Source organism: Mycolicibacterium sp. MU0053 (assembly GCF_963378095.1).
Lineage (GTDB): Bacteria > Actinomycetota > Actinomycetes > Mycobacteriales > Mycobacteriaceae > Mycobacterium > Mycobacterium burgundiense.
In genome coordinates this window covers 4,061,807-4,075,457 of record NZ_OY726397.1, presented here as the reverse complement: position 1 = coordinate 4,075,457, position 13,651 = coordinate 4,061,807, and the positions used below count along the sequence as shown (strand labels likewise).

6 protein-coding genes are annotated in these 13,651 nt (G+C 66.5%); all 6 read left to right on the top strand.

Annotated features, from left to right (window positions below; translation table 11 throughout):
* Nucleotides 1-80: 80 nt before the first annotated feature.
* The gene (locus tag RCP80_RS19295; RefSeq protein WP_308479205.1) at nucleotides 81-1,580 is read left to right on the top strand and encodes a carotenoid oxygenase family protein; all 1,500 of its coding nucleotides are present in this window, start codon (nucleotides 81-83) and stop codon (nucleotides 1,578-1,580) included.
* Nucleotides 1,581-1,696: 116 nt separating this feature from the next.
* A complete protein-coding gene (locus RCP80_RS19290; protein WP_308479204.1) occupies nucleotides 1,697-2,746 on the top strand; it encodes an ABC transporter ATP-binding protein in 1,050 nt (349 codons plus the stop codon).
* Between the two features lie 437 nt (nucleotides 2,747-3,183).
* Entirely contained in the window at nucleotides 3,184-6,687 is a 3,504-nt protein-coding gene (gene rpoB, locus RCP80_RS19285; RefSeq protein ID WP_308479203.1) for a DNA-directed RNA polymerase subunit beta, read from the top strand.
* A gap of 86 nt (nucleotides 6,688-6,773) precedes the next feature.
* Nucleotides 6,774-10,733, top strand: a complete 3,960-nt coding sequence (locus tag RCP80_RS19280; RefSeq protein ID WP_308479202.1) for a DNA-directed RNA polymerase subunit beta' — start codon at nucleotides 6,774-6,776, stop codon at nucleotides 10,731-10,733.
* Between the two features lie 154 nt (nucleotides 10,734-10,887).
* Complete coding sequence (locus RCP80_RS19275) at nucleotides 10,888-11,952, top strand: phosphatase PAP2 family protein (RefSeq protein WP_308479201.1); 1,065 nt, start codon at nucleotides 10,888-10,890, stop codon at nucleotides 11,950-11,952.
* A 52-nt stretch (nucleotides 11,953-12,004) separates the two neighbouring features.
* On the top strand, nucleotides 12,005-13,633 hold the full coding sequence (locus RCP80_RS19270) for an acyl-CoA dehydrogenase family protein (RefSeq protein ID WP_308479200.1): 1,629 nt from the start codon (nucleotides 12,005-12,007) through the stop codon (nucleotides 13,631-13,633).
* Nucleotides 13,634-13,651: the final 18 nt, after the last annotated feature.

Here is a 13,651-nt window from a genome sequence, read left to right as displayed (position 1 = left end):
ACGGGTGCCGTACGGTCTGCATAACATCGTCATAACAACGTTATGCGCACTCACGTGAGCACACCGGAGAGGGTGACCCCATGACCGCCGTACAACCCCACGCCGACACCACCAACCCGTATCTCGACGGGTTCCTCGCACCGGTCCAACAGGAGGTGACAGCACTGGACCTGGAGGTCACCGGCGCCATCCCGGAGCACCTCGACGGCCGCTACCTGCGCAACGGCCCCAACCCCGCGGCCGAGGTCGACCCGGCGACCTATCACTGGTTCTCCGGTGACGCGATGGTGCACGGCCTGGCACTGCGCGACGGTGCCGCGCGCTGGTACCGCAACCGGTGGGTGCGCTCGCCGGGGGTTTCGCGGGCGTTGGGCGAACCGCGCATCGCGGGGTTGGACCCCCGCGCCGGCATGCTCGCCATCGGCCCCAACACGAACGTGCTGACGCATGCCGGACAGACCCTGGCGTTGGTCGAGGGCGGCGGCGCCAACTACCGACTCACCGACGAACTCGACACCATCGGCACCTGCGATTTCGACGGGACCCTCTACGGCGGCTACACCGCACACCCCCACCGGGACCCGAAAACCGGTGAACTGCACGCTGTTTCGTACTCGTTCGCACGTGGCCGCACGGTGCAGTATTCGGTGATCGACGCGGCCGGGCACGCTCGACGCACGGTCGACATCGACGTGACCGGCGCGCCGATGATGCACGACTTCTCGCTCACCGAGCGCTACGTGGTGATCTACGACCTCCCCGTCACCTTCGACGCCGCACAGATCCTGCCCTTCAGCGTGCCGCGCTGGCTGCGCGCTCCGGCGCGCCTGGTGCTGCAATCGCTGGCCGGTCGCGTGCGGGTGCCCGGACCGCTGGCGGCGCGGATCAACAGCGACACCCGCCCCATCTCGTCGCTACCGTTCGCCTGGGACGACTCCTATCCGGCGCGCGTCGGCGTGCTGCCTCGAGAGGGCGCCGGTGCCGACATCCGCTGGTTCGACGTGGACCCGTGCTACGTGTTCCACCCGCTCAACGCCTACAGCGAGGACCGCGACGGTCACGAGGTGCTGGTGCTCGATGTGGTCCGGCACGCTCGGATGTTCGACCGCGACCGGCGCGGACCGGGCGAGGGGCATCCCACGCTCGACCGCTGGGAGATCGATCTGAGCAGCGGCGCGGTGCGCACCGAGCGACGCGACGACCGCGAACAGGAGTTCCCGCGCATCAACGAGACGCTCACCGGCGCCAAGCATCGCTTCGGCTACACGGTTGGCCTGGAAGGGGCGTTCGGCGGCGGTGGGCGACCCCGCAGCGCGGTCTACAAGCAGGACTTCCAGACCGGTGGCAGCGAGCAGGCGCCCCTGGATGCCGAACTGCTGATGGGCGAGATGTCCTTCGTGCCGAATCCGGGTGCCCGGGCCGAGGACGACGGCGTCCTGATGGGCTACGGGCATCACCTCGGACGCGACGAGGGGCAGTTGCTGATCCTCGATGCCGCGAGCCTGGAGACCGTGGCGACCGTGCACCTTCCGCAGCGCGTTCCGATGGGGTTCCACGGCAACTGGTGCCCCGACGAATAGGCTGATCAATCACAGAATCGGCACAAGCTAGCTGCTGAAGTTTTGGGTGCGCTACAGTGACTCAAACCACAGGCGGGCCGCTCGTGGTGTCTCGAATTGCATCGGAAGGATTTCGCGTGGGTATTGGCATCCAGGTTGAGGGGCTGACGAAGTCCTTCGGATCCCAGCGGATTTGGGAAGACGTCACGATGGACGTTCCGGCCGGCGAGGTCAGCGTGCTGCTGGGACCGTCGGGTACCGGCAAGTCGGTGTTCCTGAAGTCCCTGATCGGATTGCTTCGCCCCGAGCGCGGCAAGATCGTCGTCGACGGCACCAACATCATCGACTGCTCCGCCAAGGAGCTGTACGAGATCCGCACACTGTTCGGCGTGATGTTCCAGGACGGCGCGCTGTTCGGGTCGATGAACCTGTATGACAACACGGCGTTCCCGCTGCGCGAGCACACCAAGAAGAAGGAGAGCGAGATCCGTGACATCGTCATGGAGAAGCTCGACATGGTGGGCTTGACCGGTGACGAGAACAAGTTCCCCGGCGAGATCTCCGGCGGTATGCGCAAGCGTGCCGGCCTGGCGCGCTCGCTGGTGCTCGACCCGCAGATCATCCTCTGTGACGAGCCGGACTCCGGTCTGGACCCGGTCCGTACCGCCTACCTGAGCCAGCTGCTGATCGACATCAACGCGCAGATCGACTGCACGATTCTGATCGTGACGCACAACATCAACATCGCCCGCACGGTGCCGGACAACATGGGCATGCTGTTCCGTAAGCAGCTGGTGATGTTCGGCCCCCGCGAGGTCCTGCTCACCAGCGACGAGCCGGTCGTCAAGCAGTTCCTCAACGGCCGTCGTCTCGGTCCGATCGGTATGTCGGAGGAGAAGGACGAAGGCACCATGGCCGAGGAGCAGGCGCTGGCCGACGCCGGACACCACGACGGTGGCGTCGACGAGATCGAGGGCGTGCCGCCGCAGATCCAGGCGACCCCCGGCATGCCGGAGCGCAAGGCAGTGGGCCGTCGGCAGGCCCGGGTGCGCGAGATCATGCACACCCTGCCGCCGGCCGCCCAGGAGGCCATCCGCGACGACCTCGAGGGCACCCACAAGTACAAGGCCCACAGCTTCGCCGACGAGACGCCCACGGCGTCCATCCCGGTGCAGCACGAGGCATAACTCCGCTCGTCAGCGATGGCCCCGCGCCGACAGGTGCGGGGCCATTTGCGTGCGCGGTCCCCGCGCGCGCGGGCGTGATTTGGTGCACAATTAAGGCGCGTCACCTCTTGACGGACGGGCCCGTACAGGCCAGTCTGTTGGGCAGCATGTTCGTAACGGGTAATCAGGTCGCCAGCCAGTACTCACTCCGGGAGACCGGAGCGATCATGCGGTTACCGAGCGGTAGTTGAGGAATGCGCCGTCCTGCGCTATTGTTGGACGTTGCGCTGGCTGCCTCCTGCCCATCATTCAGCACTCGACATCGTAGGTCCTGCTGAGCATTGCTCAGTGATCTTCGTTGCGTGCCATGGTTCAGGCCGAAGTCATCCAGCCGAACCAACGCAGATAGCGCGGTGATGCGGTCCGACCCATACTAGGTCGCCCCGAAGCCGCACGAGGTGCTGGAAGGATGCATCTTGGCAGTCTCTAGCCAGAGCAAGTCAGAATCCACGAACCACTCCGTCCCTGGGGCACCCAACCGTATTTCGTTTGCCAAGCTCCGTGAACCGCTCGAGGTTCCGGGGCTGCTCGACGTGCAGACCGAGTCGTTTGCATGGTTGGTCGGGGCCGGCAGTTGGCGGCAGAAGGCCGTCGATCGCGGCGACATCAACCCCCGGGGCGGCCTCGAAGAGGTCCTCGAGGAGCTGTCGCCGATCGAGGACTTCTCGGGTTCGATGTCGCTGAGCTTCTCCGATCCGCGCTTCGACGACGTCAAGGCGCCGGTCGACGAGTGCAAAGACAAGGACATGACGTACGCGGCTCCGCTGTTCGTCACGGCCGAATTCATCAACAACAACACCGGTGAGATCAAGAGCCAGACGGTCTTCATGGGTGATTTCCCGATGATGACCGAAAAGGGCACCTTCATCATCAACGGCACCGAGCGTGTCGTGGTCAGCCAGCTGGTGCGCTCGCCGGGCGTGTACTTCGACGAGAGCATCGACAAGTCCACCGAGAAGACCCTGCACAGCGTCAAGGTCATCCCGGGTCGCGGCGCGTGGCTGGAATTCGACATCGACAAGCGCGACACCGTCGGTGTGCGCATCGACCGCAAGCGTCGGCAGCCGGTCACCGTGCTGCTCAAGGCGCTCGGCTGGACCAACGAGCAGATCGTGGAGCGCTACGGCTTCTCCGAGATCATGATGTCGACGCTCGAGAAGGACGCCACCGCCGGCACCGATGAGGCGCTGCTGGACATCTATCGCAAGCTGCGCCCGGGCGAGCCGCCCACCAAGGAGTCCGCGCAGACCCTGCTGGAGAACCTGTTCTTCAAGGAGAAGCGCTACGACCTGGCCCGCGTGGGCCGCTACAAGGTCAACAAGAAGCTGGGCCTCAACGTCGGCGAGCCGATCACCAGCTCGACGCTGACCGAAGAGGACATCGCCGCCACCATCGAGTACCTGGTCCGTCTGCACGAGGGCCAGGCCAGCATGACGGCGCCCGGCGGCAGCGAGGTTCCGGTCGAGGTCGACGACATCGACCACTTCGGCAACCGTCGGCTGCGTACCGTCGGCGAGCTGATCCAGAACCAGATCCGGGTCGGTCTGTCCCGCATGGAGCGCGTGGTGCGCGAGCGGATGACCACTCAGGACGTCGAGGCGATCACGCCGCAGACCCTGATCAACATCCGCCCCGTGGTGGCTGCGATCAAGGAATTCTTCGGCACCAGCCAGCTGTCGCAGTTCATGGACCAGAACAACCCGCTTTCGGGTCTGACCCACAAGCGCCGCCTGTCGGCGCTCGGGCCCGGTGGTCTGTCCCGTGAACGTGCCGGCCTCGAAGTCCGTGACGTGCACCCGTCGCACTACGGCCGGATGTGCCCGATCGAGACCCCGGAAGGCCCGAACATCGGCCTGATCGGCTCGCTGTCGGTGTACGCCCGGGTCAACCCGTTCGGCTTCATCGAGACGCCGTACCGCAAGGTCGTCGAGGGTGTCGTCACCGACGAGATCAGCTACCTCACGGCCGACGAGGAAGACCGCTACATCGTGGCGCAGGCCAACTCGCCGATCGACGATGACGGCCGCTTCACCGAAGAGCGCATCCTGGTGCGTAAAAAGGGTGGCGAGGTCGAGAACGTCACGCCGGCCGAGGTCGACTACATGGACGTATCGCCGCGCCAGATGGTGTCGGTGGCCACGGCCATGATCCCGTTCCTCGAGCACGACGACGCCAACCGCGCCCTGATGGGTGCGAACATGCAGCGTCAGGCGGTCCCGCTGGTTCGCAGCGAGGCGCCGCTGGTCGGCACCGGCATGGAACTGCGCGCCGCGATCGACGCGGGTGACGTGGTGATCGCCGAGAAGGCCGGTGTGATCGAGGAGGTCAGCGCCGACTACGTGACGGTGATGGCCGACGACGGCACCCGCCAGACCTACCGGATGCGCAAGTTCGCCCGCTCCAACCACGGCACGTGCGCCAACCAGCGCCCGATCGTGGACGCCGGGCAGCGGGTCGAGGCCGGTCAGGTCGTGGCCGACGGACCGTGTACCTCCGAAGGCGAGATGGCCCTGGGCAAGAACCTGCTCGTGGCGATCATGCCGTGGGAGGGCCACAACTACGAGGACGCGATCATCCTGAGCCAGCGGCTCGTGGAGGAGGACGTGCTCACCTCGATCCACATCGAAGAGCACGAGATCGATGCCCGCGACACCAAGTTGGGCGCCGAGGAGATCACCCGGGACATCCCGAACGTCTCCGACGAGGTGCTGGCCGACCTCGACGAGCGCGGCATCATCCGGATCGGTGCCGAGGTTCGCGACGGCGACATCCTGGTGGGCAAGGTGACCCCCAAGGGTGAGACCGAGCTGACCCCGGAGGAGCGGCTGCTGCGCGCGATCTTCGGCGAGAAGGCCCGCGAGGTCCGCGACACCTCCCTGAAGGTGCCGCACGGCGAGTCGGGCAAGGTCATCGGAATCCGGGTGTTCTCCCGCGAGGACGACGACGAGCTGCCGGCCGGCGTCAACGAACTGGTCCGCGTCTACGTGGCCCAGAAGCGCAAGATCTCCGACGGCGACAAGCTCGCCGGACGTCACGGCAACAAGGGCGTCATCGGCAAGATCCTGGCGCAGGAGGACATGCCGTTCCTGCCGGACGGCACCCCCGTGGACATCATTCTGAACACCCACGGTGTGCCGCGCCGGATGAACATCGGGCAGATTCTGGAAACCCACCTCGGGTGGGTCGCCAAGACCGGCTGGAATGTTGAGCTGGCGACGAACCCGGAATGGGCTGCCGGGCTGCCCGAGCATCTGCGCAGCGCCCCCGCCGACACCAAGACCGCCACCCCGGTGTTCGACGGTGCGCAGGAGGAGGAGCTGCAGGGTCTGCTCGCGGCGACGCTGCCGAACCGTGACGGCGAAGTCATGGTCAACGGCGACGGCAAGGCCACCTTGTACGACGGTCGCAGTGGTGAACCGTTCCCGTACCCGGTGACGGTCGGCTACATGTACATCCTGAAGCTGCACCACTTGGTGGACGACAAGATCCACGCCCGCTCCACCGGTCCGTACTCGATGATCACCCAGCAGCCGCTGGGCGGTAAGGCGCAGTTCGGTGGCCAGCGGTTCGGCGAGATGGAGTGCTGGGCCATGCAGGCCTACGGTGCGGCCTACACGCTGCAGGAGCTGCTGACCATCAAGTCCGACGACACGGTGGGCCGGGTCAAGGTCTACGAGGCGATCGTCAAGGGCGAGAACATCCCCGAGCCGGGCATCCCTGAGTCGTTCAAGGTGCTGCTCAAGGAACTGCAGTCGCTGTGCCTCAACGTCGAGGTGCTCTCCAGCGACGGTGCCGCGATCGAGATGCGGGACGGCGACGACGAGGACCTGGAACGCGCTGCCGCGAACCTGGGCATCAACTTGTCGCGCAACGAGTCCGCTTCGGTTGAGGACTTGGCTTGATGGCGGCGAAGCCGCGGCGTTGAACTGGCTGTGCAGTCGGCAGCCACCAGTAAGTTTTCTAATCCCGAAAGGGGAAAGGGAGTTACGTGCTAGACGTCAACTTCTTCGATGAACTCCGTATTGGCCTCGCCACCGCGGACGACATCCGTAATTGGTCCTTCGGCGAGGTCAAGAAGCCGGAGACCATCAACTACCGCACGCTCAAGCCAGAGAAGGACGGCCTGTTCTGCGAGAAGATCTTCGGACCGACTCGCGACTGGGAGTGCTACTGCGGCAAGTACAAGCGCGTCCGCTTCAAGGGCATCATCTGTGAGCGCTGCGGCGTCGAGGTGACCCGCGCCAAGGTGCGTCGTGAGCGGATGGGCCACATCGAGCTGGCCGCGCCGGTCACCCACATCTGGTACTTCAAGGGTGTGCCGAGCCGGTTGGGCTATCTGCTCGACCTGGCGCCCAAGGATCTGGAAAAGATCATCTACTTCGCGGCCTACGTGATCACGTCGGTCGACGACGAGATGCGCCACAACGAGCTGTCCACGCTCGAGGCCGAGATGGTCGTCGAGAAGAAGGCCGTCGAGGATCAGCGCGACGCCGACCTGGAGGCCCGGGCGCAGAAGCTCGAGGCCGACATGAAGGAACTCGAGGACGAGGGCGCCAAGTCCGACGTCAAGCGCAAGGTGCGCGACGGCGGCGAGCGCGAGATGCGTCAGCTCCGGGACCGGGCCCAGCGCGAGCTGGACCGGCTCGACGAGATCTGGACCACCTTCACCAAGCTGGCTCCCAAGCAGCTCATCGTCGACGAGAACCTGTACCGGGAACTCGTGGACCGCTACGGCGAGTACTTCACCGGCGCCATGGGTGCCGAGTCGATCAAGAAGCTCATCGAGACCTTCGACATCGACGCCGAGGCCGAGTCGCTGCGCGACACGATCCGCAACGGCAAGGGTCAGAAGAAGCTGCGCGCCCTCAAGCGCCTCAAGGTGGTTGCGGCGTTCCAGACCAACCGCAACTCGCCGATGGGCATGGTGCTCGACGCCGTTCCGGTGATCCCGCCGGAGCTGCGTCCGATGGTCCAGCTCGACGGTGGCCGCTTCGCCACCTCCGACCTCAACGACCTGTACCGCCGCGTCATCAACCGCAACAACCGTCTCAAGAGGCTGATCGACCTCGGCGCGCCCGAGATCATCGTCAACAACGAGAAGCGGATGCTGCAGGAGTCCGTGGACGCGCTGTTCGACAACGGCCGTCGCGGCCGTCCGGTCACCGGGCCGGGCAACCGTCCGCTGAAGTCGCTGTCCGATCTGCTCAAGGGCAAGCAGGGCCGGTTCCGTCAGAACCTGCTCGGCAAGCGCGTCGACTACTCGGGCCGCTCGGTCATCGTGGTCGGCCCGCAGCTCAAGCTGCATCAGTGCGGGCTGCCCAAGCTGATGGCGCTCGAGCTGTTCAAGCCGTTCGTGATGAAGCGCCTGGTCGACCTGAACCACGCGCAGAACATCAAGAGCGCCAAGCGGATGGTGGAACGTCAGCGTCCGCAGGTGTGGGATGTCCTCGAAGAGGTCATCGGTGAGCACCCGGTGCTGCTGAACCGGGCGCCGACGTTGCACCGCCTCGGCATCCAGGCCTTCGAGCCGCAGCTGGTGGAGGGCAAGGCCATCCAGCTGCACCCGCTGGTCTGCGAGGCGTTCAACGCCGACTTCGACGGTGACCAGATGGCCGTGCACCTTCCGCTGAGCGCGGAGGCGCAGGCCGAGGCCCGCATCCTGATGCTGTCGTCGAACAACATCCTGTCGCCGGCATCGGGTCGTCCGTTGGCCATGCCCCGACTGGACATGGTGACCGGTCTGTACTTCCTGACCACCGAGATTCCCGGGGACACCGGCGAATACGCCCCGGCGGCCAAGGATCAGGTGGAGTTCGGTGTCTACAGCTCGCCGGCCGAGGCCATCATGGCCCTGGACCGCGGCGCGTTGAGCGTCCGGGCGCGGATCAAGGTGCGGCTGACGCAACAGCGTCCGCCGGCCGACATCGAGGCCGACCTGTTCGGAGCCGAGGGCTGGCAGCCGGGTGATGCCTGGACCGCGGAGACCACGCTGGGTCGCGTCATGTTCAACGAACTGCTGCCGATCAGCTATCCGTTCGTCAACAAGCAGATGCACAAGAAGGTGCAGGCGGCGATCATCAACGATCTCGCCGAGCGCTACCCCATGATCGTGGTCGCACAGACCGTCGACAAGCTGAAGGACGCCGGTTTCCATTGGGCGACCCGAAGCGGGGTCACGGTCTCGATGGCCGACGTGTTGGTGCCGCCGCAGAAGGAAGAGATCCTCGACCGGTACGAGAAGGAAGCCGACGGGATCGAGAAGAAGTACCAGCGCGGCGCGCTCAACCACGGTGAGCGCAACGAGGCCCTGGTCAAGATCTGGCAGGAGGCCACCGACGAGGTCGGTAAGGCGCTCGAGGCGTACTACCCGGACGACAACCCGATCATCACGATCGTGAAGTCCGGCGCCACGGGCAACTTCACCCAGACCCGGACGCTGGCCGGCATGAAGGGTCTGGTGACCAACCCGAAGGGTGAGTTCATCCCGCGTCCCATCAAGTCCTCGTTCCGCGAGGGCCTGACGGTGCTGGAGTACTTCATCAACACCCACGGTGCCCGTAAGGGTCTGGCCGACACCGCGTTGCGTACCGCCGACTCGGGTTACCTGACCCGTCGTCTGGTGGACGTCAGCCAGGACGTCATCGTCCGCGAGGCCGACTGCGGTACCGAGCGTGGCATCACGGTGACCATCGCCGAGTTGCAGGCCGGATCCGAGGCCCTGATTCGCGATCCGCACGTGGAGACCAGTGCGTATGCCCGCACCCTGGCCGCCGACGCGGTCGACGAGAAGGGCAACGTGATCGTCGAGCGCGGGCACGACCTGGGCGACCCGGCGATCGACGCACTGTTGGCCGCGGGGATCACCTCGGTCAAGGTGCGTTCGGTACTGACCTGCACCACCGGTACCGGGGTGTGCGCGTACTGCTACGGCCGTTCGATGGCCACCGGCAAGCTGGTCGACATCGGCGAGGCCGTCGGCATCGTCGCGGCCCAGTCCATCGGTGAGCCCGGCACGCAGCTGACCATGCGTACCTTCCACCAGGGTGGCACCACCGGCGGCACCGACATCGTCGGTGGTCTGCCGCGGGTGCAGGAGCTGTTCGAGGCGCGCGTTCCGCGTAACCGCGCCCCGATCGCCGACGTGTCCGGGCGGGTTCGCCTGGAGGAGAGCGACAAGTTCTACACGATCACAATCGTGCCGGATGACGGCGGCGAGGAAGTGGTCTACGACAAGCTCTCCCGTCGTCAGCGCCTGCGGGTGTACAAGCACGAGGACGGCTCCGAGCGGCTCCTGGCCGACGGTGACCACGTCGAGGTGGGCCAGCAGCTGATGGAAGGCTCGGCCGACCCGCACGAGGTGCTGCGCGTCATGGGTCCGCGCGAGGTGCAGGTGCACCTCGTCGGCGAGGTGCAGGACGTCTACCGCGCTCAGGGTGTGTCGATCCACGACAAGCACATCGAGGTGATCGTGCGCCAGATGCTGCGTCGGGTCACCATCATCGATTCGGGTGCCACGGAGTTCCTGCCCGGGTCGCTGACCGAGCGCAGCGAGTTCGAGTCCGAGAACCGGCGGGTGGTGACCGAGGGCGGCGAGCCCGCGGCGGGCCGCCCGGTGCTGATGGGCATCACGAAGGCCTCGCTGGCCACCGATTCGTGGTTGTCGGCGGCGTCCTTCCAGGAGACCACCCGCGTGCTGACCGATGCGGCGATCAACTGCCGCAGCGACAAGCTGCAGGGTCTGAAGGAGAACGTGATCATCGGCAAGCTGATCCCGGCCGGAACCGGCATCAACCGGTACCGCAACATCGCGGTCCAGCCGACCGAGGAGGCCCGCGCCGCGGCGTACACGATCCCGTCCTACGAGGATCAGTACTACAGCCCGGACTTCGGTCAGGCGACCGGAGCCGCGGTACCGCTCGACGATTACGGGTACAGCGACTACCGGTAGTCACTCAATTCGGAAGAGGCCCCCACTTCGGTGGGGGCCTTTTTCGTGGTGGCCACGCCCGGCAGGGTGGCCGACCGGTTAACAAAAATCCAACCCGGCGCATCTGGTCGGCGAATTAGGCTGAACGCACCACCCGCGCCGCCGAAAGGTTCCCGTGTCTGCGATCGACGAACATTTGGTCGCAGACCGCGAACCCGAGGAGGTGGCGGCGACGCTTCGGGACCGGCGCCTCACGCTGCTGCGGCGCATCGCCCTGGGCACCTGGTTTGCGGTGGTGGGCTACCGGATCGCCACCACCGGGGTGGCCTTCAACCGCGAGCTGCTGCTGCTCTACATCTGCACCGGGCTGGTCGCGGCCAGCATCGGCCGCCGGCAGGTGCTCTACGTGATCCGGGACTGGCTGCCGTTCGCACTGGTGCTGGTGGTCTATGACCTGTCCCGCGGTGCCGCGGACCTGATCGGGCGGCCCACCCTGTGGCACTGGCAGGCCGACGCCGACCGGTGGCTGTTCTTCGGGGTCATGCCCACGGTGTGGCTGCAGGAACGCCTCAAACAGCCGCATCCGCCGTGGTGGGAGGTGGTCATCAGCACCACCTACATGTCTTTTTTCATCCTGCCCTACGCCATTGCCGGGGTGCTGTGGCTGCGCAACCGCGATGAATGGAAACGTTTCGCGCAGTTGTTCGTCGGGCTTTCGTTCGCCGCGCTGGTGATCTACGCGGTACTCCCGGCGGCACCGCCGTGGGCGGCCGCGCGCTGCACGGCCGCCGACGTCGAAGCCGGTCCGTCGGATCCGCGGTGCATGTTCTCCTCGGCCCGCGACGTGCCCGACGGCGGCATCCTGGGCGCGATGAGCGCCAGCCAACCCGGCGCGCATGCGTGGGTGGAGCGCATCTCGACCCGGGGTTGGGCCAAGCTCAACCTCGACACCGCCCGCGCGTTGATCGATCAGGGGCAGGCCAGCGTGAACCTGGTGGCCGCCATCCCGTCGCTGCATGCCGGGTTGAGCCTGGCAATCGCGATGTTCCTGTGGCGCCGGGTGCACCGCGGCTGGCGTCCGTTGTTGGCGGCCTACGTGCTCATCATGGCCTTCACCCTGGTCTACGCGGCCGAGCACTACGTGGTGGACCTGCTGCTCGGCTGGTTGTTGGCGGTGATCGCGATGGTCGCGCTCAACCGGCTGAGCCCGCACGCCACGGCTGCCCCGCCGGACCCGTAGCCGCCCTATTACATCTATTGTCCAGACGTAGAAAAAATGTAACACTGGGCGCATGTCGGATACCCATATCGTCACCAATCAGGTGCCGCCACTGCAGGACCACAACCCGGCGGCCTCGCCGGTGCTCATCGAGGCACTCATCCGTGAGGGCGGCGAATGGGGCCTGGACGAGATCACCGAGCTCGGGGCCCGGTCCGGCAGCGCCGAGGCGCAGCGCTGGGGCGAACTCGCCGACCGGAACCGGCCGATTCTGCACACCCACGACCGCTACGGGCATCGGCTCGACGAGGTCGAGTACGACCCGGCCTATCACGAGTTGATGCGCGTCGCGGTCGGGCACGGTCTGCATGCCGCGCCGTGGGCCGACGACCGGGCCGGGGCCCATGTGGTGCGTGCCGGTAAGACCTCGGTGTGGACGCCGGAGCCCGGGCACATCTGCCCGATCTCGATGACCTACGCCGTGGTGCCCGCACTGCGGCACAACGCGGAACTGGCGGCGGTGTACGAACCGCTGCTGACCAGCCGGGTCTACGACCCCGCGCTGGCCGTGCCGACGACGAAGCCCGGCCTCACCGCGGGCATGTCGATGACCGAGAAGCAGGGCGGTTCCGATGTCCGGGCCGGCACCACCGAGGCCGTCCCGAAAGGCGACGGCAGCTACCGGCTCACCGGGCACAAATGGTTCACCTCGGCGCCGATGTGCGACATCTTCCTGGTGCTGGCCCAGGCCCCCGGCGGGCTGTCGTGCTTCTTCCTGCCCCGGGTACTGCCGGACGGCAGCCGCAACCGAATGTTCCTGCAGCGGCTCAAGGACAAACTAGGCAACCATGCGAACGCCTCCAGCGAGGTCGAGTACGACGGTGCCACCGCCTGGCTGGTCGGCGAGGAGGGCCGCGGCGTGCCGACCATCATCGAGATGGTCAACCTGACCCGGCTGGACTGCGCGCTGGGCAGCGCCACCAGCATGCGCTCCGGGCTGGCCCGGGCGATCCATCACGTGGCGCACCGCAAGGCCTTCGGCGCGTACCTGATCGATCAACCGCTCATGCGAAACGTCGTGGCCGACATGGCTGTCGAGGCCGAGGCCGCCACCATGGTGGCGATGCGGATGGCCGGTGCCACGGACCGCGCGGCGGGCGGTGACGAACGCGAGGCGCTGCTGCGCCGCATCGGCCTACCGGCCGCCAAATACTGGGTGTGCAAACGTGCGACCGAACACGCGGCCGAGGCCATGGAGTGTCTGGGCGGCAACGGCTACGTGGAGGATTCCGGCCTGCCGCGGTTGTACCGGGAGGCACCGCTGATGGGCATCTGGGAAGGCTCCGGCAACGTCAGCGCGCTGGACACGCTGCGCGCCATGACAACTCGACCGGAATCCGTCGAGGTGCTGTTCGACGACCTCGGCCAGGCGGCCGGCTCGGATCCCCGGTTGGACGCCCACATCGCCGGTCTCAAGCAGCAACTCGGCGAGTTGGAGACCATCGAATTCCGGGCCCGCAAGGTCGCCGAGGACATCGCGCTCGCCATGCAGGGCGCGCTGCTGGTCCGGCACGGCCATCCGGCCGTCGCCGAGGCGTTCCTCGCGACCCGGCTGGCCGGTCAGTGGGGCGGTGCCTACGGCACGCTGCCCGCCGGCCTGGATGTCGCCCCGATCCTCGAGCGGGCCTTGGTGAAGGGGTGAGCGGCCGACCCGGACCGA

Coding starts and splice junctions, on each gene's coding strand:
- RCP80_RS19295 (WP_308479205.1), top strand. CDS start 81: ATGACCGCCGTACAACCCCACGCCGACACCACCAACCCGTATCTCGAC.
- RCP80_RS19270 (WP_308479200.1), top strand. CDS start 12,005: ATGTCGGATACCCATATCGTCACCAATCAGGTGCCGCCACTGCAGGAC.